Annotated in this window: 20 protein-coding genes and 2 pseudogenes; 12 read left to right on the top strand and 10 right to left on the bottom strand. The window is 64.3% G+C overall.

What is annotated here, in order from left to right:
* Nucleotides 1-11: 11 nt before the first annotated feature.
* Nucleotides 12-398 (bottom strand): FKBP-type peptidyl-prolyl cis-trans isomerase, encoded by a 387-nt coding sequence (locus tag QN413_RS15725; protein ID WP_323497570.1) that lies wholly within the window; start codon nucleotides 396-398, stop codon nucleotides 12-14.
* 177 nt (nucleotides 399-575) lie between these two features.
* Between QN413_RS15725 and eat the strand changes: the two are divergent.
* The 4 genes and pseudogenes from eat (at nucleotide 576) to QN413_RS15705 (ending at nucleotide 5,040) form a co-directional block, all read left to right on the top strand.
* Nucleotides 576-1,940: pseudogene (eat, locus tag QN413_RS15720) on the top strand (ethanolamine permease).
* Nucleotides 1,941-1,978: 38 nt separating this feature from the next.
* A complete protein-coding gene (locus QN413_RS15715; RefSeq protein ID WP_323497523.1) occupies nucleotides 1,979-3,382 on the top strand; it encodes an ethanolamine ammonia-lyase subunit EutB in 1,404 nt (467 codons plus the stop codon).
* Nucleotides 3,379-4,197: an ethanolamine ammonia-lyase subunit EutC gene (gene eutC, locus QN413_RS15710; protein ID WP_323497522.1), complete on the top strand. Its 819-nt coding sequence runs from the start codon at nucleotides 3,379-3,381 to the stop codon at nucleotides 4,195-4,197. The genes QN413_RS15715 and eutC overlap by 4 nt, the downstream gene beginning before the upstream one ends.
* Nucleotides 4,198-4,461: 264 nt before the next feature.
* On the top strand, nucleotides 4,462-5,040 hold the full coding sequence (locus tag QN413_RS15705; protein ID WP_323497521.1) for a peroxidase-related enzyme: 579 nt from the start codon (nucleotides 4,462-4,464) through the stop codon (nucleotides 5,038-5,040).
* A 4-nt stretch (nucleotides 5,041-5,044) separates the two neighbouring features.
* On the opposite strand, the gene QN413_RS15700 is transcribed toward QN413_RS15705, so the two are convergent.
* Nucleotides 5,045-6,730, bottom strand: coding sequence for a phosphoethanolamine--lipid A transferase (locus tag QN413_RS15700; RefSeq protein WP_323497520.1), 1,686 nt, complete (start codon nucleotides 6,728-6,730; stop codon nucleotides 5,045-5,047).
* Between the two features lie 41 nt (nucleotides 6,731-6,771).
* Entirely contained in the window at nucleotides 6,772-7,503 is a 732-nt protein-coding gene (locus QN413_RS15695; RefSeq protein ID WP_323497519.1) for a phosphatase PAP2 family protein, read from the bottom strand.
* A gap of 160 nt (nucleotides 7,504-7,663) precedes the next feature.
* On the opposite strand from QN413_RS15695, the gene QN413_RS15690 reads away from it, so the two are divergent.
* On the top strand, nucleotides 7,664-8,338 hold the full coding sequence (locus tag QN413_RS15690; RefSeq protein ID WP_323497518.1) for a response regulator transcription factor: 675 nt from the start codon (nucleotides 7,664-7,666) through the stop codon (nucleotides 8,336-8,338).
* A 1-nt stretch (nucleotide 8,339) separates the two neighbouring features.
* Nucleotides 8,340-9,776, top strand: a complete 1,437-nt coding sequence (locus QN413_RS15685) for a HAMP domain-containing sensor histidine kinase (protein ID WP_323497517.1) — start codon at nucleotides 8,340-8,342, stop codon at nucleotides 9,774-9,776.
* Here the strand turns inward: QN413_RS15685 and QN413_RS15680 are convergent.
* Together QN413_RS15680 and QN413_RS15675 are read right to left on the bottom strand one after the other, a co-directional pair.
* On the bottom strand, nucleotides 9,766-10,191 hold the full coding sequence (locus QN413_RS15680) for an acyl-CoA thioesterase (RefSeq protein ID WP_323497516.1): 426 nt from the start codon (nucleotides 10,189-10,191) through the stop codon (nucleotides 9,766-9,768). The genes QN413_RS15685 and QN413_RS15680 overlap by 11 nt on opposite strands.
* 3 nt (nucleotides 10,192-10,194) lie before the next feature.
* Nucleotides 10,195-10,977, bottom strand: coding sequence for an SDR family oxidoreductase (locus QN413_RS15675; RefSeq protein ID WP_187051561.1), 783 nt, complete (start codon nucleotides 10,975-10,977; stop codon nucleotides 10,195-10,197).
* A 136-nt stretch (nucleotides 10,978-11,113) separates the two neighbouring features.
* Here QN413_RS15675 and QN413_RS15670 point away from each other — a divergent pair, with 136 nt between their 5' ends.
* The gene (locus QN413_RS15670; protein ID WP_323497515.1) at nucleotides 11,114-12,814 is read left to right on the top strand and encodes an electron transfer flavoprotein-ubiquinone oxidoreductase; all 1,701 of its coding nucleotides are present in this window, start codon (nucleotides 11,114-11,116) and stop codon (nucleotides 12,812-12,814) included.
* 19 nt (nucleotides 12,815-12,833) lie between these two features.
* On the opposite strand, the gene QN413_RS15665 is transcribed toward QN413_RS15670, so the two are convergent.
* Nucleotides 12,834-14,096 carry a 4-aminobutyrate--2-oxoglutarate transaminase gene (locus QN413_RS15665; RefSeq protein WP_323497514.1) on the bottom strand — a complete coding sequence of 421 codons (1,263 nt, stop codon included), beginning with the start codon at nucleotides 14,094-14,096 and terminating at the stop codon, nucleotides 12,834-12,836.
* Between the two features lie 125 nt (nucleotides 14,097-14,221).
* Between QN413_RS15665 and QN413_RS15660 the strand changes: the two are divergent.
* The 3 genes and pseudogenes from QN413_RS15660 to QN413_RS15645 all read left to right on the top strand — a co-directional run bounded on the left by QN413_RS15660 (nucleotide 14,222) and on the right by QN413_RS15645 (nucleotide 17,028).
* A pseudogene (locus tag QN413_RS15660) lies at nucleotides 14,222-15,745 on the top strand (PLP-dependent aminotransferase family protein).
* Nucleotides 15,746-15,838: 93 nt separating this feature from the next.
* Nucleotides 15,839-16,624, top strand: a complete 786-nt coding sequence (locus QN413_RS15650; protein WP_323497511.1) for a class II aldolase/adducin family protein — start codon at nucleotides 15,839-15,841, stop codon at nucleotides 16,622-16,624.
* Between the two features lie 125 nt (nucleotides 16,625-16,749).
* Complete coding sequence (locus QN413_RS15645) at nucleotides 16,750-17,028, top strand: TIGR02450 family Trp-rich protein (protein ID WP_323497510.1); 279 nt, start codon at nucleotides 16,750-16,752, stop codon at nucleotides 17,026-17,028.
* Nucleotides 17,029-17,175: 147 nt separating this feature from the next.
* Here the strand turns inward: QN413_RS15645 and QN413_RS15640 are convergent, their stop codons facing one another.
* From QN413_RS15640 to QN413_RS15625, 4 genes are all read right to left on the bottom strand, one after another.
* Nucleotides 17,176-18,546, bottom strand: coding sequence for an NAD-dependent succinate-semialdehyde dehydrogenase (locus QN413_RS15640; protein WP_323497509.1), 1,371 nt, complete (start codon nucleotides 18,544-18,546; stop codon nucleotides 17,176-17,178).
* A gap of 62 nt (nucleotides 18,547-18,608) precedes the next feature.
* Entirely contained in the window at nucleotides 18,609-19,292 is a 684-nt protein-coding gene (locus tag QN413_RS15635; RefSeq protein ID WP_323497507.1) for a type 1 glutamine amidotransferase domain-containing protein, read from the bottom strand.
* A 401-nt stretch (nucleotides 19,293-19,693) separates the two neighbouring features.
* Entirely contained in the window at nucleotides 19,694-20,536 is an 843-nt protein-coding gene (locus tag QN413_RS15630; protein WP_323497506.1) for a dienelactone hydrolase family protein, read from the bottom strand.
* Nucleotides 20,537-20,647: 111 nt separating this feature from the next.
* Nucleotides 20,648-21,574, bottom strand: coding sequence for a LysR family transcriptional regulator (locus QN413_RS15625; protein ID WP_323497505.1), 927 nt, complete (start codon nucleotides 21,572-21,574; stop codon nucleotides 20,648-20,650).
* A 247-nt stretch (nucleotides 21,575-21,821) separates the two neighbouring features.
* Here QN413_RS15625 and QN413_RS15620 point away from each other — a divergent pair, with 247 nt between their 5' ends.
* Complete coding sequence (locus tag QN413_RS15620; protein WP_323497504.1) at nucleotides 21,822-22,598, top strand: 5-oxoprolinase subunit PxpA; 777 nt, start codon at nucleotides 21,822-21,824, stop codon at nucleotides 22,596-22,598.
* Between the two features lie 50 nt (nucleotides 22,599-22,648).
* The gene (locus QN413_RS15615) at nucleotides 22,649-22,897 is read left to right on the top strand and encodes an acetyl-CoA carboxylase (RefSeq protein WP_323497503.1); all 249 of its coding nucleotides are present in this window, start codon (nucleotides 22,649-22,651) and stop codon (nucleotides 22,895-22,897) included.
* The last annotated feature ends 19 nt before the right edge of the window (nucleotides 22,898-22,916 follow it).

The raw sequence follows: 22,916 nt of genomic DNA, 5'->3' as shown, positions 1-22,916 counted from the left end.
GCGTTTTCTGCTTACTTGCCTTTGACCGCGACCAGCTCGACTTCGAAGTTGAGCGTCGCATTCGGCGGGATCACGCCGCCGGCACCGCGTGAACCGTAGGCGATCGCCGGCGGGCAGGTCAGCTTGGCCTTGCCGCCGACCTTCATTTTCTGCACGCCTTCGGTCCAGCACGGGATCACGCCGTTCAGCGGAAATTCGGTCGGCTCGCCGCGCGAGTACGAGCTATCGAATTCCTTGCCGCTGTCCGGGAAGGTGCCCTTGTAATGGACCTTGACGACGTCGGTCGCGGCCGGCGAGGCGCCGGTGCCGTCTTTGAGGGATTGGTAGACCAGGCCGCTCGGGGTGGTGACGGGGGCGCTTTGCGCAAAGGTTGCAGTTGACAGGCACAGGGCAGAGATGCCGAAGGAAACAGAAAGGAGAAGAGATCGCACGGGAAGTCCTTGCAGGTTGAGAGCGGTCCATGAAGCCGCGCATGGAAAAGGTCCATTATTGCGAAGCTGCAGCGCCACGGCCGACACGCGGTGGCATTGGTCTTGCGGTGCAATGGCCATCTGCAACCTGGAAGGAAAAACCCCATGTCTTCGGGTCTTCGAAAAGTGCTCGGTCCGTTCCAGCTGTGGGGCATCGCGGTCGGCCTCGTCATCTCGGGCGAATACTTCGGCTGGAGCTACGGCTGAAACACCGCCGGCACGCTCGGCTTCCTGGTCGCCACCGTGCTGGTCGCGACGATGTACACGACCTTCATCTTCAGCTTCACCGAGTTGTCGACCGCCATTCCGCACGCCGGAGGACCCTTCGCCTATGCGCGGCGCGCCTTCGGACCGATGGGCGGCTTCGTGGCCGGCTTCGCCACGCTGATCGAGTTCGTCTTCGCGCCGCCGGCCATCGCGCTGGCGATCGGCGCGTACCTCAACGTGCAGTTTCCAGGCGTCAACCCGAAATGGTTCGCGCTCGGCGCGTACGTCATCTTCATCGCGCTCAATTGGGTCGGTGTCGGCATCGCGGCGGCCTTCGAACTCTTCGTGACGCTGCTCGCCATCTTCGAGCTGCTCATGTTCATGGGCGTGGTCACGCCGGGCTGGTCGCTGGCCAACTTCGTCGCCAACGGATGGGCGGGCGGCGACGTGCTCAACGGCGCGGCAGTCTCCGGCATCTTCGCGTCGATTCCGTTCGCGATCTGGTTCTTCCTCGCCATCGAAGGCGCGGCCATGGCGGCTGAAGAAGCGCGCGATCCGCACCGCACCATTCCCATCGCCTACACGACCGGCATCGTCACGCTGGTGATCCTCGCCTTCGGCGTGATGATCTTCGCGGGCGGCGTGGGCGACTGGCGCAAGCTGGCCAACATCAACGACCCGTTGCCGCAGGCGATGAAGGTGGTGGTCGGCGAGAACAGCGGCTGGCTGCACATGCTGGTGTGGATCGGCCTGTTCGGCCTCATCGCCTCCTTCCACGGCATCATCATGGGCTACTCGCGGCAGATCTTCGCGCTGGCCCGCGCTGGCTACTTGCCCAAGTATTTCGCCGCTCTGAGCCCCCGCTTCAACACGCCGCACCGCGCGCTGTTGGCCGGTGGCGTGATCGGTGTCGTCGCGATCTTCAGCGACGAGCTGGTCCAGTTCGGCGGCCAGACCCTGACCGCCAACATCGTGACGATGGCCGTGCTCGGCGCGATCGTGATGTACCTGATTTCGATGGCGGCACTGTTCAAGCTGCGCAAGTCCGAGCCGGATTTGTTGCGCACCTATCGCGCGCCCTTCTACCCCGTGTTTCCAGCCATCGCATTCGGCCTGGGGCTGGTGTGTTTAGGGGCGATGGTCTGGTTCAATGCGATGCTGACGTTGTTCTTCGTCGTGCTGATGGCATTGGGCTACGTTTACTTTTTGGCGACGGCCAAACAGCGCCTGGCTGCTGCGCCGGATGCGATGCTTTCCACATGAACGGGAAGTACCCGCTACCAGATCGACACGCCAAGAACATGCAATACAGCACCACGATAGAAGGCCAAGTCTTCACGTTCGATGACCTCAAACAGGTCATGGCGTTCGCGAGCCCGGCGCGTTCAGGCGACTATCTGGCTGGCATCGGCGCGGCCACGTCACAACAGCGCATGGCTGCCCGATATGTCCTTGCCGACACGCCACTCAAGCGATTTTTAAACGAAGCGCTGGTGCCTTACGAGAGCGACAACATCACGCGCCTCATCATCGACAGCCACGACGTCGCTGCCTTTGCGCCCGTCTCGCATCTGACGGTCGGCGACTTCCGCAACTGGCTGCTGTCGGAGCAGGCGACCACCGTCACGCTCACAGCGTTGGCACCCGGCCTCACACCCGAAATGGTCGCCGCGGTTTCCAAGCTCATGCGCAACCAGGACCTGGTTTCGGTCGCCAAGAAATGCAGCGTCGTCACGCGGTTCAGAGACACCGTCGGCCTGCCCGGCCATCTGTCGGTTCGGCTGCAACCCAACCACCCGACCGACGACCTGCGCGGCGTCGCGGCATCGACGCTCGACGGCCTTCTCTACGGTGCTGGCGATGCGGTCATCGGACTCAACCCCGCATCGGACAGCATGCCGGTGCTCGGCAACCTGCTGCACATGCTCGACGAGGTGATCCAGCGCTTCGAAATTCCGACGCAGAGCTGCGTGCTGACCCACGTGACCAACACGTTGAAGCTGGTGGAAGCCGGGGCCCCGGTCGACCTGGTGTTCCAGTCGATCGCCGGCACCGAAAAAGCCAACCTGTCTTTCGGCGTGACACCCGAGTTGCTCGACGAAGCGTATGCGGCGGCGTTATCGCTCAAGCGCGGCACGGTCGGCGACAACGTCATGTACTTCGAGACCGGGCAAGGCAGCGCGCTGTCGGCCAATGCCAACTTCGGCGTCGACCAGCAGACCTGCGAGGTGCGTGCCTATGCGCTGGCGCGGCGCTACAAGCCGTTTCTCATCAACACGGTGGTCGGCTTTATCGGACCCGAGTATTTATTCGACGGAAAGCAGATCATTCGCGCAGGACTCGAAGACCACTTCTGCGGCAAGCTACTCGGCCTGCCGATCGGTTGCGACATCTGCTACACCAACCATGCCGAGGCAGACCAGGACGACATGGACACGCTGCTGGTGCTGCTGGGCACGGCGGGCATCAACTTCATCATGGGTGTGCCGGGGGCCGACGACGTGATGCTCAACTACCAGAGCACCTCGTTCCACGACGCGCTGTTCCTGCGCGAGACACTGGGCTTGAAGCGTGCGCCGGAGTTCGAGGCGTGGTTGCAGAAGATGCAGATCACAGACAGCGCCGGTCGGCTCGCGCCACCCTCTTCCCATCAACCGAATCGACTGCTCGCGGGCATGGGCGGCTTGGCCGCGCTCGGCGTATGACTTCGCCGGTCACGCCCAACCCCTGGCAGGAGTGGCGCTCCCGTACGCCAGCACGCCTCGCCTTGGGCCGTGCCGGCTCCGGCATGCCGACCGACGAGACCTTGCGCTTCGGCTGGGCCCACGCGATGGCGCGCGACGCCATTCATGCAGCGCTCGATCTGGACAAGCTCGACGCCGAGTTGCAGGCCAATGGCTGGATCGTCGAGCGCGTGCGCAGTCGCGCGACCGACCGCACGGAGTACCTGCGCCGCCCCGACCTCGGCCGTCAACTCGATGCCGAAGACGCGGCCAGGTTGCGTGCCGATGCCGCGCAAGTCAACGAGGCGAATCGGGCCGAAGTGTGCATCGTGATCGGCGATGGCCTGTCGTCGCTGGCGATCGAACGCCATGCCGTACCGTTGCTCGCTGCACTGCGAAAACACTTGCCGCCCGACACGCGATTCGCGCCTGTCGTCATCGCATCGCAGGCGCGCGTGGCGCTGGCCGACGAGGCCGGTGAAGTGTTCGGCGCGGCGCTGTCGGTGATGCTCATCGGCGAGCGACCGGGCCTGAGTTCCCCCGACAGCCTTGGCATCTACCTGACCCATTCGCCGAAGCGCGGCCGGCACGACGCCGAGCGCAATTGCATCTCTAACGTGCGGCCCGAAGGCCTGGCCTATGACATTGCCGCGTTCAAGCTCGCGTGGCTGATGCGCGAGTCGTTGCGTCGCGGCCTGACCGGTGTGGCACTAAAGGACGAGAGCGATCTGGCGGTGCTTGATTCGGCACCGCAAGAGCCTCGCGTCATTTCGCCACACCCGCAGTCGCGCTCGTAGCGTCCTTGGGATCCGATTCGCGAGGTGACGCGGGAAGCGACGGCGCCGCCACACTTTCAGCCGGCGTTGCTTTCGTTACTGACTTTGGTCCAAAAACCCACGTCGTGAACGCAGCCGCAACGACCATGCCAACGGCGGTGATGCGCAAGCGCGTCGTGGTGGACATTGCCGCCGGAGGAGTTTCACTGGGCTCGTTCATCGTCTCAATGGGTTGTTGATGCATTGTGGCCGCGCGCGCCGCCAGCGCTGACTATGATCTTCGTCATGACCACACGCTACCCGCTCGCCGAACTCAAAGACTTGCCCGACGACATCCGCACCGCCGTGCTCGCGGTACAGGAGAAGGCCGGCTTCGTGCCCAACGTCTTCCTCGCATTGGCACGTCGCCCGGCCGAGTGGCGCGCCTTCTTCGCGTACCACGATGCGTTGATGCTGAAGGACGAAGGTTCGCTCACCAAGGGCGACCGCGAGATGATCGTCACCACCACCAGCGCTGCCAACCAGTGCCTCTACTGCGTAGTGGCGCACGGCGCCTTGCTGCGCATCTACGAGAAGAAGCCGCTGGTCGCGGACCAGGTGGCAGTCAACTACCGCAAGGCCGACATCACACCGCGTCAGCGCGCCATGCTCGACTTCGCGATGAAGGTCTGCGACCGCTCGCACGAAATCGAGGAAGCCGACTTCACCGCGTTGCATGCCCACGGCTTCGACGACGAAGACATCTGGGACATCGCCGCGATCACCTCGTTCTTCGGCCTGAGCAACCGCATGGCCAGCTTCAGCGGCATGCAGCCGAACAACGAGTTCTTCATGATGGGCCGCGTGCCACGCGAGAAGAAATAAGGCCTCAGGCCGCAGGGGCTCGGCACGCAGCGAACATGTCGAGCGCCGGCTTGTAGGTCGGCGACTGCACGTCCATTACACCGAGCGCGGTGTGGAACAGGTTGTCGTGCGTATAGGGCTTGTCGAGTTCGCCTTTCAGGCAAGCACTCGACAGCTTCTGGCGCTTGACCATGCCATCGCCGAACCACGCCACAAGCGGGATGTGCTTTTGCACTTCGGGTGCGATGCTGTAGGGCAAGCCATGCAGGAACAGGCCGAACTCGCCGAGCGATTCGCCATGGTCGCTCTGGTACAGAAGCGCGGTGTCGTAGTCCTTGGATCGCGTCTTGAGCCAGTCGATGGTGCGGCCGAGAAAACGATCGGTGTACAAGATCGAGTTGTCGTAGCCGTTGACCAGTTCGGTATGGCCGCATTCAGCCAACGCATTGGTCCGGCATTCGGGCAGGAACTGCTTCACGTCGGCGGTCGAGCGCTTGTAGTAAGCCGGGCCGTGGCTGCCCATTTGGTGCATGACGAGCACCACGCCTTTGTTGCGGCGTTCCGGCGGCAAGGCGGCCAACCGCTCGTCGAGTCCTTTGAGCAACGCATCGTCGAGGCACTCGTCGCCGTCGCAGAGCGCAGCCTTGTCGGCGGCCGAAAGACTTGTCACGGCCGACGCATTGGGCACGCGATTGCACACGTCCTTGCAGCCCGACTGGTTCTCGATCCAGAACACCGCGAGGCCAGACGCCTGCAGCACGTCGAGCAGGTTTTCATGCTCGTCCTTGCGCGCCTCGAAATCCGTCTTGCCGAGCGAAGAGAACATGCACGGCACCGATGCCAGCGTGTTGGTACCGCACGAGTGAACGTTATGAAAGCTGTAGACGTCGCGCTTCGCCAGTTCCGGGTTGGTGTTGCGCGCATAGCCGTTCAGCGCGAAGTGATCGGCACGCGCCGTTTCGCCGACGACCACCACGAAGAGAGGCGGTTTGGCCTGGGCGGCATAGCTGGCACCGAGCTTGGCGCCAGCCGTGATCGGAATCAATTTTCCGCTGCGCTGAAAGAGCGGCTTGACCACCACGCGCATCGCGGAGTAAAGCGGCGCCAACGGGTTGATCATGTAGCGCAGATGCACCTCGTTGCGCATCAACGGGGCGAGGTCGCGGTTCATGACAAAGGCGCCGCCGAGGCCGATGGCCAGCGCCACCGCGGCAAGCGCCAGGTTGCGCCAACCCTGCGACCACAGTGGCATCCGCTTGATGCGCATGCGCCAGATCCAGAAGGCCGGCAGCGCGACGACCAGCAAAACGTTGAGCGCCATGCGCCAGCTCAGCAGGTCGCGCACCTCGTGCGGATCGGTCTGCGTTGCATTGGCCATCATGCTCGGGTCCATCACGATGTGATAGGCCAACATGTAGTGCTGCACCACCGCAGCCAGCACCACGACCGCGAACCACAGCGGCTTCATGAAGCGCGACCACGCGGTGAACGACAGCAGCGCGGTGGTGCCCGCGATCATCAGCAGCGCCATCGCGCCGATGGTGCGCAGGTACACGCTGGGCGCACCGCCGATGCGGGCCAGATCGATCCACAGCGCCCAGTTGGCGGCCACTGCCAGATACAGGCTCAGGCAGAAAATGAACGTGCGTGCCGACCGCGGTTGGCGAACCCATGCATCGAAAGTTGCGAGCGGGCTGGAAGTCGTCGTCATTCTTTTAATCCCTTGATATCTTCATGGCGCTTCATGGCGCTTCATGCCGCCTCTTTAGCGGCAATGCGCACTGCGGGCCTCCGCGCGAAACGCACCGCCGCATCGATCGCGAACGTGACCGTCCAGCAAATCCATGCGGTCCACAACGTGTGGCTCATGTAGTGCGCGCCCCGCATTTGCTGAACGATGCCGAACACGCTGCCCATCACCAGCACCACGACCAGCCAGCGGCGCGCCACGGCCGGCGAGGCGCGCCTGAAGACGAAGTACCCGCCGAACCAGGCGAAGGCCGCTGAGGCATGACCGGCCGGAAAGCACCCACCCGGCCCACCGTCCGCCACCCCGATCGCCCAGTGCGAAACATAGCGCGCAATGCCGCCGAAAACCTGCAGATCCCATGGGCAACTGGTCTTGCTGTGCGACTTCATCAACGACACGGCGAGCACTGCGGCCAGCGCAGACAAGGCCAGCTGGGTTCGTTCGACGCGGTCGAGCTGCCGCAGCACGCTGACCGGCCAGCGAATCGACGCGAAGCAGGCGGCCAGCACGAACCAGCTGCCAATGCGGGGCACGTCGTGCAGCCAGAAAGAGAGCTGTTTGCTCCAGCGCCACGGAAATCCCGCCGGCGTGCCGAAGACCTGCGCCGCCGCCAGGTCGAGTCCGGACGCGTCCCAGGCCAGGACGCACAGGAGCAAGACGAGCGTGATGCCGACAAGACGGGACGTGCCGAGCGGAGCTGAAGGAAAAGAGGAAATGGGAGACGGTCGATTCATGCAGCGTTTAGACAGCGCAGCGAACGCGGGACGATCACGGTCGGTCGCGAAAACCGAGGAGAGAGCATAGGGCTTTAGCCTGAACGAAGCCTGAAGAGCGCACTAGACTCGACCGTCACCCATCGAGCGTCTTGAAGAGAGCCCAAGAAAAGGATACCGAGTGCGCGTTTTGCTGGTCGAAGACGACATGGCTTTGAGCGATGCGTTGCGGGGCTACCTGCAGGCCAAGTCGTTCGTGGTCGACGCGGCACCCGGCCTGGCCGAGGCGCGTGCCGCACTGCTTCAGGCGCAGTACGCCGCCGTATTGCTCGACCTGCATCTGGGCGACGGCGACGGCCTCTCGCTCTTCCCGCAAATACGCGCCCTGCGCGACCGTCCCATCGTCATCGTGCTCACGGCGCGCGACCAAGTCACCGACCGCATCCGTGGGCTGGATGCCGGCGCCGATGACTACCTCGTCAAGCCCTACGACCCGGCCGAGTTGCTGGCTCGCCTGCGTGCCGTCGAGCGCCGGCGCAGCTCGGTCGGCGCGCCGGTGCTGCAGTTGGGCACGCTCGAAATCGATCTGGCACATGACAGCGTTCGCAAGAACGGCGAGCCGGTCACCTTGACGCAAAAGGAGTGGGCGTTGCTGCGGGTGATGGCCACACGCCCCGAGCGCATCCACACACGCGAGCTGCTGCAAGACGCGCTCTACGGCTTCGACGACGACACCGACAGCAACACGTTGGAGGTCTTCATCAGCCGGTTGCGCCGCAAGCTTGGGCATGGCCATATCCAGACCTTGCGCGGTCTCGGTTACCGATTGGCATCCGCGACCGACGAAGGTCAGTGAGGTGCGCGGTATCCCACTCGACACACTGTCCGGCCGCCTTGCCCGCACGCTGATCTTCTGGGTCGGTGGCATCTGGCTGCTGAGCGTGCTGGCGGTGGTCTGGTATGTCGACCGCGAGATCAATTTCAACTTCGACAACGAGCTGGTCGAGGTATCGCATCGCATGTTCGACATCGCAGTCGCGGAGGTCGATCGCCGCATCGCCGACAAAGTGCCTGGCCAGCCATTGGTCGCGCCCACGCCGCTGTTCAAAGATGCGGCCGTGATCTACCAGATGGTCGATGCGAACGAGCAGGTATTGCTGCGCTCGGCCGAGACACCGCCGGACACCTTCGACGTACCGACATCGCCGGGCTTCGTCAACCTCGACACGTGGCGCATCTACACGGTGAAGCACCCGACGCGCCCGCTGTTTCTGCAAGTGGCCGATCCGCAAAGCGCGCGACGCGATGCACTCAACCGCACGCTCTTTGGTATGCTGCTTCCGCTGGTCGCGCTGGTGCCGCTGCTGGCCGTGTTGCTGGGACGCATTGCCCGCACCGAGCTGAAGGTGCTGCAACAAATGACCGGTGAAATCGAACAGCGCAGCGGTGCCGACTTGCGACCGATCAGCCTGCCTGGACTCCCGAAGGAGCTGCTGTCCGTTGGCGATCATGTGAATCGCTTGCTGGAGCGGCTGGCGCAGTCGCTCGACGTCGAACGCGCGCTTGCCGCCAACGCAGCACATGAGTTGCGCACACCGCTCGCGGCCGCACGGCTGCGTCTGCAAACCGCCCTCGACCATGATCTGCGGCGCGAAGACGTGGCCGCCGCGCTGGCCGCCCTGGAAACGCTCAGCCATCGCACTGAAAAGCTGCTGCAGTTGTCGCGTGCAGAGTCCGGCGCGGCCTGGTCGCTCGACCGGGTCGATCTGGTCAAGCTGGCCGGCACCGTGGCCCAGGAGTTCTGGCGAGACGACCGCAACGATGGCCCGGACGGTCGGCTTCAAGCCCAGCACCGCATCGACCTCAAGGTGCCCGGCGACGACGCAGATACCGAGACGGAGGCAGAAGCGCCCGCCACACTCGGCGACTTCGATGCGCTCGCCATCGCCTTGCGCAACCTGGTCGAGAACGCTTTGCAGTACGCCAACGGCACCCGCGTGACGATCGAAGTCACGCACGACTGCGAGCTCGTGGTGCGCGATGGTGGCCCCGGCGTTACGCCGTCGCAGCTGCAGTCGCTGCAGGAGCGGCATGTTCGACACAGCGCCGACCGGGCGGGCTATGGTCTGGGCCTGTCGATCGTCGCGACCATCGTGCAAAAACACGAGGGGCAGCTCGAACTGGCGTCGCCACCGCTCGGTGCGCTGCAGGGCTTCGAAGCGCGCATCGTGTTGAAGCCCGCGCCGAAGCGCATGTCGACGACACGAGCGCCGGAAAGCCAGCTCAGTCGCTGACGAGCGCGCGCAGCCAGTCCGGCAGAGTCGTGGCCTTCTGCTTGCCGTAGTCGATCCAGATCGTGGTCGCGCCACCCTCCGCACACACGACATCGGGTGCGTCGGCCCGCGCCATCGTCCCCCAAGTCTCGAAGGTGGTGCGTGCCGGGTCGCTCACATACATCTTGAGCAACACGTTGCCGGGGTATTCGAGCTGACGGTAGAAGTTGCAAAAGGCATTGACGATCACCATGCCCTCGCCTTCGGGCGCATTCGTCGGTACGCCGAGTGAGCTCATCCAGTCGATGCGCGCTGTTTCAAGGTATCGAAAGTAGGTGCCGTTGTTCAGGTGACCCATTGCGTCCATGTCGCCCCAGCGAATGGGGATCGACATCTCGTAGACCAGCTTTTTCTTGGCGGGGAGCTCGATCCGCATGCCTTAAACCCCGAAGCCGTCGTCGGCCGCGATCACCGCACCGTTCACGAAGTGGCTTTGCCCGCTCGCCAGCAACACGATCAGCCCGTCGAGGTATTCCGGCTTGCCGACCCGCTTGCGCGGCAGCATGCCCACCAGCTTCTTGCCGTTTTCGGTCTCCCAATGGTCGCGATTGATCTCGGTCGCGATATAGCCGGGGCACAGCGCGTTGACGTTGATGTCGAAGCGGCCCCACTCCAGTGCCATCGCCTTGGTCATCTGGATCACTGCCGCCTTGCTCATCGCATACACGCCGATCTGCGGCAACACCTTGAGTCCCGCCATCGATGCGATATTGATGATGCGGCCGCCCATGTAGGTGCCCGGCGCCGCACCGCGAGCGCGCGCGATCATGCGTTTAGCGACCTCTTGCGCGACGAAAAATGCGCCCTTGGTGTTGGTGTCGAAGACGAAGTCGTAGTCTTCTTCGGTCACGTCCTGCAGGCGCTGCGTGGTGCTCACGCCCGAGTTGTTGACCAGGATGTCGATGGCACCGACTTCGGTCTCGGCATGCGCCACGGCCGACTGGATACTTCCGATGTCGGTCACGTCCAGCTCGACCACGTGGGCGTCACCGCCCTCGCCCTCGATGCGGGCGCGCAGGTCTTTCAACCGGTCGACGCGTCGGCTTGCGAGCACCACCGCCGCGCCGGCACGTGCCAGCGTTTGAGCAAATTGCGCCCCAAGACCACTCGAGGCGCCGGTCACGAAGGCCACACGGCCAGAAAGATCGATGCTGTATGCCATAAAGGTAAATCCTGTCCAGGGGTAGCGAGGCGGAGTCGCCGATGGATGACATCGGTGGCCGGACGCGCCGCATAAAATGGGTTTCCCCGCGGTGCTTGTGCCTCAAAAAATCATTATCGACGAGACCTTACAACCAATGACCCACGACGAAATCCTCGCCCAGTTCGGCCCCCGTGAAGCCATGGAATACGACGTGGTGATCGTCGGTGGCGGTCCGGCGGGCCTGGCCACCGCAGTCCGGCTGAAGCAGCTCGCGGCCGAACAGGAGAAAGAGATCTCGGTCGTCGTGCTCGAAAAAGGCTCCGAGCCTGGCGCGCACATCTTGTCGGGCGCCATCATGGACCCGCGCGGCCTGGACGAGCTCTTTCCGACCTGGCGCGAGATGGGTGCGCCGCTGAACCAGCCGGTGACCGAAGACGCCTTCCTGCTGCTCAGCGAAAAAGGCGGCGTGCGTACCCCCAATTTCATGCTGCCGGGCAACTTCCAGAACCACGGCAACTACATCATCAGCCTGGGCAACTTCACCAAGTGGCTGGCGCAACAGGCCGAAAACCTGGGCGTCGAAATCTTCCCCGGCTTCCCGGCCGCCGAAGTGCTCTACACCGACGACGGCAAGGTGCGCGGCGTGGCCACCGGCAATTTGGGGCTAGGCAAGGACGGCGAGCCGACCGACAGCTTCCAGCTCGGCATGGAACTGCACGGCAAATACACCGTGTTCGCCGAAGGCTCGCGCGGACACCTGGGCCGCCAGCTCATCGCCAAATACAAGCTGGACGACGGCAAGGATCCGCAGAGCTACGGCATCGGCATCAAGGAGCTGTGGGAGATCGATCCGGCGCGCCACCAGCCCGGCCTGGCCATCCACACGGCCGGCTGGCCGCTGCCGAACGACACGTATGGCGGCTCTTTCGTCTACCACGCGGAGAACAACCAGCTGATCGTCGGCTACGTGGTCGGACTCGACTACCAAAACCCGTACATGAGCCCATTCGAGGAGTTCCAGCGCTTCAAGACGCACCCGAACATCCGCTGGTACTTCGAAGGGCAAGACAAAGGCTTGAAGGCCCCCAAGCGCCTGAGCTACGGCGCCCGTGCCATCACCGCCGGCGGCCTGCTCTCGCTGCCCAAGACGGTGTTTCCCGGTGGCGTGCTGGTCGGCTGCGAAGCCGGCTACCTGAACGCGAGCCGCATCAAGGGCAGCCACGCCGCGCTCAAGACCGGCATGCTGGCGGCCGAAGCGGCATTCGAGGCGGTGCAGGCCGGGCGGCAGCACGACGAGCTCGTCGCCTACCCGGCAGCTTTCGAGCGGAGCTGGCTGCACACCGAACTCAACAAGGCACGCAACTTCAAGCAGTGGTTCAAGAAGGGTCTGGCTGTCGGCACGGTGATGACCGGCATCGAGCAGCTGGTGCTGCGCGGCAAGATCCCATGGACCATCCACCGCAAAGAGGCCGACCACGTGCGGCTGAAGAAGGCCAACACCGCGAAGAAGATCGTTTATCCGCGGCCGGACGGCAAGCTGACCTTCGACCGGCTCTCGTCGGTGTTCGTGAGCAACACGAACCATGAGGAAAATCAGCCGGCGCACCTGACGCTGAAAGACCCGACGGTGCCCACCCGGATCAACCTGCCCGAGTACGCCGGCCCGGAGCAGCGCTATTGCCCGGCCGGCGTCTACGAGTACGTGGCCGACGAGGCGAATGCCGGCAAGGAGCGGTTGCAGATCAACGCGCAAAACTGCGTGCACTGCAAGACCTGCGACATCAAGGACCCGACGCAAAACATCGTGTGGGTCACGCCCGAAGGCGGCGGCGGACCTAACTACGTGGGGATGTAGTTCGGGTCACCTGACTGGGTCAGGCCTTCAGCGCGTCGTCGATGATGTCGAGTGCGCGGTCGAACAGCGCATCGGGGATGGTCAGCGGATAGAGAAAGCGGATCACGTTGCCGTACATGCCGCAGCTGAGCAGCAACAGGCCCTGCGCCATGGCGCGTTGTTGCACGCGGCGGACCGCCTCGGCGTCGGGCGCACCGGCCGCGTCGCGCAACTCCACCGCGACCATCGAGCCCTGCGCGCGAACTTCCGCGATGCCGGCATTCGATTCCTTGGCGGCCAGCAAGCGCATCGTTAGCTTTTCGCCAAGCCGCACCGAGCGTGCGCAAAGTTTCTCTTCTTCGATCACGTCGAGCACCGCGAGCGCCGCAGCAACCGCCAGCGGGTTGCCCGCGTAGGTGCCGCCCAGGCCGCCCGGCGCCGGCGCGTCCATGATGTCCGCGCGCCCCGACACGGCCGACAGCGGCATGCCGCCCGCCAGGCTTTTGGCCATCGTGATGAGGTCGGGCTCGACGCCGTGGTGTTCCATGGCAAAGAGCTTGCCGGTGCGGCCGAAACCGCTCTGTACTTCGTCGGCAATGAGCACGATGCCGTGCTGGTCGCACAGCGCGCGCAGGCCCTGCATCAGCTCGGTCGGCGCGACGTTGAAGCCGCCTTCGCCCTGCACCGGCTCGAGGATGATCGCGGCGACGCGCTGGGGCTCGATGTCTGTCTTGAAGAGGCGTGCGATCGCGGCCAGCGAATCGGCCGCCGTCACGCCCTGCAGTGCCTCGGGGTACGGCACGTGGAACACCTCGGCCGGGAACGGACCGAAGCCGACCTTGTACGGCGCGACCTTGCCGGTGAGCGCGAGCGTCATCATCGTGCGGCCATGAAAGCCGCCGCCAAAAGCGATGACGCCCGAGCGCCGGGTGTGCGCACGTGCGATCTTGATGGCGTTCTCGACTGCCTCGGCGCCGGTGGTGAAGAAGGCCGTCTTGGTCGGCCCGCTGATCGGCACCAGCGCGTTGATGCGCTCGGCCAGCGTGACCACGCTTTCGTATGGAACGATCTGGTAGGCCGTGTGCGTGAAGCACTCCAGCTGCGCGGCGATGGCTGCCACCACGCGCGGATGGCGGTGCCCGGTGTTGACCACAGCGATGCCCGCGGCAAAGTCGATGTACTCGCGGCCTTCGACATCCCACAGGCTCGCGTTCTCGGCGCGCTGGGCATAGAAGTCGCACATCACGCCGACGCCGCGTGGGGTGGCGGCAAGGCGGCGGGTTTGCAGTTCGCTGTTGGTCATGGCAATTCCTGTGAAGTCGATCGAAGGCAAAAGGAAGTCAGAAGTCCTGCGCCGATTGGACGCCGGATTGGCCCCAGACAAAAGATCCGCTTTGCGCGATTCAATGGAGCCAATCACAATCGACCATGAAATCCATTTGCGCGGACCTCGTTTTGCAGCGGATGTCGCCTGAGAACGGTACTCCACGGGAAGCAGGCACCGCACTCAACCGCCAGCTCTACGACTGCCTGCGCGGCGCCATCCTCGACGCCAGCCTGCCGCCCTCGTCGCCTCTGCCCGCCTCGCGCGACCTGGCCCGTGAGATCGGCGTGTCGCGCAACACGGTGCTGCACGCCTACGAGCAATTGCGCGCCGAAGGCTATGTGCACTCGCGCGTCGGCAGCGGCACCTTCGTCGCTGCGACCACGCCGGAAAGTTTTCTCTCGGTCGGCCGCACTGCCGCCGAAGTCGATGTCGCAAACGGGGACGTGCGCCTGTCGCGCCGCGCACAGGCGCTGCTCGCCAATGCCTCGGCCGCACCGCTGCAATGGGGCGCCTTCATGCCCGGCGTGCCGGACGTCACGCAGTTTCCGCATCGCCAGTTCAGCCGCATCCTCACGCGGCTGTGGCGCAATCCCGCGCCCGAGCTGCTGACCTATTCGCATGGCGGCGGCCACCCTGCCCTGCACGCCGCTATCGCAGAGCATCTGCGTGTGGCGCGTTCGGTGCGCTGCGCGCCCGACCAGATCCTGGTGACCGAAGGCGTGCACCAGGCGGTCGACCTCACGCTGCGCATGCTGGTCGATCCGCGCGATACCGTGTGGGTCGAAGAGCCTGGTTACTGGGGCTTTCACAAGGTGCTGCAGATGGGCTCGACGGTGGTGCGGCCCATGCGCGTCGAGGCCGTTGATTCCGTCGATGGCGGCTTGCCGCGCGGACGCACGCCGCCACGGCTGATCTTCACCACGCCGTCGCATCAGTACCCGCTCGGCTCGGTAATGAGCCTGGCGCGGCGACGCGAGTTGCTCGACATCGCACGCGCCTCCGAAGGCTGGGTCGTCGAAGACGACTACGACAGTGAGTTCCGCTTCGCCGGCAAACCGATTCCGTCGATGCAAGGCCTGGAAGCCGATGCGCCGGTGATCTACATCGGCACCTTCAGCAAGACGCTGTTCCCTGGTTTGCGCGTTGGCTACATGGTGCTGCCGCGCGCGCTGGCTGCGCCCTTTCGCACCGCGCACGCCGACCTGTACCGAGAAGGCCATGCCATCACGCAGGCGGCCCTCGCCGAGCTGATCGAACAAGGCCACTACGCCGCACACATTCGTCGGATGCGCGTGCTCTACGCACGGCGGCGTGCGTTGCTCGTAGCGCTGATCGTGCAGCACCTTGGCACCGATTTTCTCGATGCGCAATCGAGCAATGCCGGTCTGCATCTGGTGCTGCGTCTGCCCGACGATTGCGACGATGTGGCCATCGCCGAAGCAGCGCAGGCACGCGGCGTGTTGACCTGACCGTTGTCGCGCTACTACCTGCGCGGCGGCGGACGGCGTGGCCTGTTGCTCGGCTATGCGTGTGTCGAAGAAGCCGACATCGAACCCGCGCTTCGCGTGTTGATCGGGTGCTTGAAAGAGTTCATCAAGTTCAACGACCCGATCGGTCCCATCTGAAAAATGCACAGCGCCCGCATCGATTCACTCGCTACGCGACTCCTCTCCAGTCGCTACAGTGGGTATCCAGCCCATTCACCGGAGAGATTTGCAATGTCCCGACTCGTATCGATTCGCCCGCTCGATTCACCCCACCTGGACGCTTCGGACGAAACCTGGCGCGCGCGCGTGCACCTGGCCGCGGCAAACCGCCTGGCGGTCTACGACGAGCTGGAAGAGGGGATCGACAACCATTTCACGATGACCGTACCCGGACGGGACGATCGGTTCATGGTGCTGCCCTTCGGCAGGCACTGGTCCGAGGCCCGGGCGAGCGACCTGATCGTGTTCGACGAGACCGGCAACGTGCTCGACGGCGAGGGCGACCTGGAGTTGAGCGCGTTCTGTATCCACGCACCCTTGCACCGAATCACCGGCGCCAAGGTCGTCTTGCACACGCACCAGACTTGGGCCTTGGCGTTGAACATGCTTGAGGACAACCGGTTGTTGCCGGGTAGCCAGACCGCGGCGTTCTTCGCCCGCAACGTGGCTTACGACGACGGCTACACTGGGTTGGCGGCGGAGTTGAGTGAGGGCGAGCGCCTCGCTGCGATCCTGGGCGACAAGCAGATCCTCTTCATGAAGAATCACGGCGTGCTGGTCATTGGAGAGACGGTCGCCCAAGCCTATCGACGGCTCTACAAGCTCGAGAAGGTCTGCAAGGCGCAGGTGTTGGCCCTGTCGACCGGCCGACCCCTGGCACTGCTGTCCGAGGAGTTGGTGAAACGGGTCGACACGCCAAACCCGAAGGACAGCCACTCACGCTCGGAGCGCGAGCAGCTTTACTTCGCGGCGATGATGCGGGTCCTGGACCGGGTCAACCCAGGATATGCCGATTGAATTGAGGTGAATGCAGTCTTTGCTGGCGGCGAAGGGTCCGGAACTGCAGGCCGATCGAATGGCTGCTTGTGAATAGATCGAACTGGCGCTGCCGCAGGACTGACCGTGGCGCATCATCACCCGCTATGAGGCCGATTCCTGACCCCGGGGCGGTAGCGCCAGCGCCCAAACACTGCATGCGAAGGAACCCGCTCAGCCCGAAAAAGCTTTTGCTGACAAAGTGGACGGCGATGACGCCGCGCAATCGCGAGAAGCATTTCGTGGTGCTGCGGGTTATCGAGCCCGAGCCGCCGTCGATACGCGTCGAGCAGGTCGAACTGGAGGCCGTGCATTCCAAGCAGGTGTATCTGCTGCAATGGCGCGAACTGACCGACGCCACCCTGTGGCGCCAAGGTTGGGTCTGACGCGAGGCAGTCCCGGGCGTCTCCTGTCGCGGTTCCTGTCGCGGTTCCGTGACAAGCGTGAAACAAGGAAATTCTGCCGCTTGCTGCGCGTCTTGCCATACGCCGGCGCAGTGCAAAAGCGGCGCGGCCAGCATGCGGCCATGAGACTCAGGCGACGCGGATCAGCTTCTTGTTGACGAATTCCTGGATGCCGGCACTCGACAGTTCTCGGCCGTAACCCGAGTTCTTCACACCGCCGAACGGCAGTTCCGGCGATGAGACGGCGCTGGAGTTGATGAAGACCATACCGGTGTCGATGCGCCGGGCGACGGCTCGACCGCGCTCGATGTCGCTCGTGAAGACCGAACCGCCCAGCCCGAAGGGCGAGTCGTTGGCCAGCTTGACTGCGGCATCTTCGTCGGGGACACGGAAGAACAGCGCCACCGGACCGAAGAACTCCTGGTGATACGCAGGGTTGTCGGGTGCGATATCGGTCAGGATCGTTGGCTGCATGAACTCGCCGCGCTCGCCGTCGATGCGCCTGCCGCCCATCAGCAGGCGTGCGCCCCGGCCGACCGCTTCTTCGACCTGGCCGAGCAGAGTCTTCAGCGCCTGCGACGACGACAGCGGTGCCAGCGTGGTCTCCTTGTCCATCGGGTCACCCGGCTTGAAGCCGGCCATCGCAGCCTGGAATTTTTCCAGGAATCGATCGGCCAGCGACTCGACGACGATGATGCGCTTGGACGCTGTACAGGCCTGCCCCGCATTGCCCATGCGGCCGCTGACGGCATGTTTGACGGCCTTTTCGAGGTCTGCATCGTCCAGCACGATGAAGGCGTCGCTGCCACCGAGTTCCAGCGTGGTCTTCTTCAGGTTCTTGCCTGCTCGGGCCGCGACCACCGCCCCCGCGGCTTCGCTGCCGGTCAGCGCGACGCCGCGCACACGGTCGTCGTCGATGATGCGGCCGATCTGATCCTTGGAGACGAACAGGTTGGTGTAGGCGCCGGGGGGTGCGCCGGCGTCCGACAGCAGCCCTTCGAAGGCCAGTGCGCACTGCGGCACGTTGGACGCATGCTTGACCAGCACGACATTGCCGGCCATCAGGTTGGGCGCCGCGAAGCGCACCAGCTGGTAGTACGGGAAATTCCAGGGCTCCACACCGAAGAGGACGCCCAGCGGGCTGCTCTCGACCATCGCCTCGCCCCGGCTCGACGCCAGCTGCTCGGGCGCCAGGAAGGCCTCGGCGTGATCGGCGTAGTAATCGAGGATGGCCGCGCACAGCGCGACCTCGCCCTGGCTCTGCGCGATCAGCTTGCCCATCTCCAGGCTGATCAACTCTGCGAAGCCCTGCGAGCGTTCACGCATGATGCTTGCCGCGCGCTTGAGGATCGCCTTGCGCTCCTCGAAGCTCGTCTTGCGCCAGTGGTTGCGGAAGCAGTCATCGGCGGCCCTGATGCTGGCCTCGAGTTGTGCGTCACTGATCTCGTCGAAGATCTTGCCAACCTGTCCGTTATAGGGATTCGTGGTCTGGTAAGCCATGCGATGCTTTCTGTGGTGTGAATGGCGGGAGGCCGCGGCGTTGGCCGCGTGCCCTTTTGTCGTCAGCGCTGCTTGAGCTGATCCAGCAGCGCGACGGCTGCGGCTTCGGACGAAGCCGGGTTCTGACCGGTGATCAGCAGCCCATCGCGCACCACATACGGCTGCCAGTCGGCCGCCTTGCTGTAGTCGCCGCCCTTCTCGATCAGCATGTCCTCGACAAGGAATGGCACGATGGCGCTCAACTGCACTGCCGCCTCTTCGCTGTTGGTGAAACCGGTGACGTTGCGGCCCTTGACCAGAGGCGAGCCGTCCGCCCCACGGACATGGCGCAGCACTGCCGGCGCGTGGCAAACGGCGGCCACCGGCTTGCCCGCGGCGATCGTCGCCTCGATCAGGTGGATCGAGTTCTTGTCCTCCGCCAGGTCCCACAAGGGGCCATGACCACCCGGGTAGAAGACGGCATCGAAGCCGTCCCCCGCGACATCAGCGAGCTTGCCGGTGTGCGCCAGCGCAAACTGGGCCGCAGCGTCGGCCTTGAAGCGCCGCGTCGCGTCGGTCTGCGCGTCGGGCTCGTCGCTCTTCGGGTCCAGCGGCGGCTGCCCACCCTTGGGCGAGACGAGCGTGACCTGTGCGCCAGCGTCGGTGAAAACGTAGTACGGCGCAGCAAACTCTTCAAGCCAGAAACCGGTCTTGCGGCCGGTGTCACCCAGCTTGTCATGCGAGCTCAATACCATCAGAATTTTCATGTCTTCTCCTTGTCGGGGGTGAAGCCGCCAGGCGCAGTTGTCGCGCGGAGCGGCGCGAGACGTTGTGTGAGGTAACCATGGCAGCGCTAGCAGTCACATCACGCGAATGTGTCGACGCTAGCCCGACCCTCCTGCAGGCGGAAGGTGACAACCGCTGACCTCCTTGTCGGACAAGGTGTCGTCTGACGTGGTGCAGCCTGAAGCTGTGCCATTTGGCCCGGGCGAGTCAGCATTCCCGCAACACTTCCGACTCGGCGAACGCACGTCGTGAAGACCCAGTCAGGGCAAGTACCGGTGCCCCGCTGATTGTTCCGCGGGACGACTTCGAACGCCTCAAGTGGTCGTTCGGCTTTGGCTTTGGAACAGCGAGCCCTCCTGAGCTCGTCACCCGGCTACCGCAATCAGGCCAGCGCCTTGCCGAATGTCGCCAGCAGGCGCGCCCAGGCGCGCTCGGATTGGGCGGCGGCGTAGACCTGTGTATCGGGCGGGCACCACCCGTGGGCCGCCGGGTACACCTCCACCTCGGCCTGGAGCTTGGCGATGTCGAAAGCGGCGCGCAAGCTGGCCTTGGCTTCGGGATCTTTGGCGTCGTCGTTCTGGGCCACTGCAATCAGGTATTGGGCCTGCGTCTGGGCGACCAGGCGATGCGGGCTGTCGGGTCCTGCCGTCACCATCGCAGCGCCGTGGAAGGTTCCGACGGCGCCCACGCGGCCGGGCGCAACGGAGGCAGTGCGCACCGCGATCGGGCCGCCCATGCAATAACCGGTCGTGCCCAATTTGCGAGCCTTGTCTACCTCGGCTTGGGCATCGAGCCAGGCCACGAAGGTCTTGCCGTCGCTCAGATGCATGGCCGGCGTCAGGGCCTGCATCAGCGGCATCACCTGGGCGATTGGCGTCTGGCCGCCCTGCGCTGCGGTCGGCGCTTTCATCTGCCGGTAGAAGGGGTTCACCACCAGTACGCTATAGCCCGATTCGGCCAACCGCCGGCCCATCTGCCTGAAGGCGGGGCGAAGACCGAACACGTCGGGCCATACCAGCACGCCGGGTGCAGGGCCGGACGTGGGCGCGACGAAGTAAGCGTCGCAGCTGCCGTCTGCAGTAGTGATGGTCACCTCGCGCTCGGCCACCGCCGCAGCGTTGGCCACGGCGGGCAGCGCGGTCAGCAGGCCGGCGGATGCGGCCCACGTACCGAAGTCGCGGCGAGTGTATTTCTTAAGCTCTTCCTGGTCGTTCAGATCACACACGGTTGGTCACCTTATTTGAATCACGTCAAACCCGAGTTTTTGCCATGAATCGAGAAAGCCAGCAAGCAACGGGTGTTTTCCTGGCGCCCGCTCGGCCGATCACCCAATCCTTCACAGCCGCCCGCGCCCCGCCCGCACCGAGGTCGGATCCTGGAACAGCTGCCTGAAGTAATCGCGAAACGCCGTCATTGCCGGCGTGGACTCGGTCCCCTGCTTCCACCCCAGGCCGATATTCATCGTCGGCACAGCGTCGCGCAGGTTGATCGTCTCGATGCGCTTGCCTTCCAGTGACCAGGGCCGGTAGACCATGTCCGACAGGATGGTCACGCCCAGGCCGTTGGCGACGGTGCTGCGCACCGCTTCGACCGAGCTCGTGCGCATGCGCACGGCCGGCTGGTGCGGCGTCTTGCTCCAGTACTTGAGGGTGGTGGCGGCCGCCTCGTCTACGGTGAGCATGATGTACGGCTCGGCGACCAGGTCGGCGAGCGTGACCTCGGCCTTGTCGAGCAGCGGGTGCTTGGCCGGCACCCATAGCCGGCGTTGCGATCCAAAGAAGGTCTCCAGCGACAGCTCGCTCAACACCACGTTCGACGTGAGCAGCACGCCCATGTCGTAGCGTTGCGTGATCAACCCTTCTTCGATGGCTTCGCGCGCGACCTCGTGCACCTTCACGTTGACCTGTGGATGCAGCTGCGCAAAGCGCTGCAGGTGGTGCGGCAAGAAATAGCCCAACACCGTGTAGCTGGCCGCGACCGTGAGCGAACCTTCGACCTGTGCGCCGTCGTGCGGCATGCGCTCGGCTTCGTCTGCTGCCGCCAGCACAGAATAGGCGTGACCCAAGAAACGCCGACCTGCTTTCGTGAGTTCGACGCCATGCGGATGGCGCTCGAAGAGCTGCTGGCCGACCAGTTCTTCCAGCTCGCGGATCGCAGTGGTCACAGCCGACTGCGAGATGTTGAGTTGAAGCGCCGCATGGGAGATGCGGCCGACCTCGGCAACGGCCGAAAAATACCTGAGCTGGCGAAGAGTGAGAGACATGCGTGACCTTGCAAGGGGGAGCCTGGGCAGCGAACAAGCGGCAACGGCCGCTTCGAGCGCGAAATTCAGATAGCCCGCAACCGCTCGCATCCGAGCGTAGCCTCGAATACCTGCCGCACCCGCATCTGTTTTTTAGATATCGCACCGTCTGAAAACAATGCTTTCGGTCTCTCGGTGCGCTGGCTAATCTCCGTTTCGCACTAAAGCCCATCCGGCAGAGTGCTCACCGAACCGAAGGCGAACGCAAGTGAAAAAGCTCATCGATCTGAACTCCGACATGGGTGAAGGTTTCGGCCCATGGACCATCGGTGACGGCGTCGACGAGCAGCTGATGCCGCTGGTGAGCTCGGCCAACATTGCCACCGGCTTCCATGCGGGCGACCCGAACATCATGCGCAAGATGGTGCTGCTGGCCCGGGACAACGGCGTTGGTATCGGTGCCCATCCGGGCTTTCGCGATCTGGTCGGGTTCGGGCGGCGCCACATCAATGCACCGGCCGACGAGCTGGTCAACGACATGGTCTACCAGCTTGGTGCACTGCGCGAGTTCGCACGGCTCGCGGGCATGAACTTGCAGCACATCAAGCCGCACGGCGCGCTCTACATGCATGCGGCGCGCGACGAGGCGCTGTCGGTCGCACTGGTCACGGCCCTGCAGATCATCGAACCCAAGCTGTATCTCTTTTGCATGGAGGCATCGGTGACCTATCGGGTGGCACGCGAACTCGGTCAGCCGGTGGTGCGCGAGTTCTATGCCGACCGCGACTACGACATGAGTGGCTCCATCGTGTTCACCCGGCACGTCGGCGCGCTCGACCCCGACACGGTGGCCCGCAAGGTGGTCCGCGCCTGCGAGGAAGGCATGGTGCGCACGGTCGATGGTCAGGATCTTGCAATCGACTTCGATTCGGTCTGCATTCACAGCGACACGCCCGGCGCGCTCGCGCTGGTGCGCGCCACGCGAAGCTTGCTGGCCGAAAAAAATATCCGCGTTGCAGGCATTGCCGAGCTGGGTTTGACCTGAGCATCGAGCGCAGTTCCCAGCCGAATTTCAGTTTCCCCCAGGAGTTACCGATGTCCGTTTCCCACGAAGTCCTGAGCCCGTTGCCAGGCACCTTCTATCGCCAGTCCGCACCCGATGCGCCGCCCTACAAAGCGGCGGGCGACGTGGTCGCGATCGGTGACGTGCTCGGCCTGGTCGAGGTGATGAAGCAGTTCAGTGAAGTCACGGCCGAAGTGGCCGGCACGCTGAAGAGTTACGCCATCGAAAACGGCGACCCGGTCGATCCCGGCCAGGTGGTGGCCCTCATCGAGGCAGATTGACGGACCCAGCAGCACCCAC

The sequence above is a fragment of the Variovorax sp. LG9.2 genome (assembly GCF_035018885.1).
In the GTDB taxonomy this organism is placed as follows: domain Bacteria; phylum Pseudomonadota; class Gammaproteobacteria; order Burkholderiales; family Burkholderiaceae_C; genus Variovorax.
The sequence above is the reverse complement of the archived record's forward strand: the minus strand, read 5'-3'. Positions and strand labels throughout refer to the sequence as shown.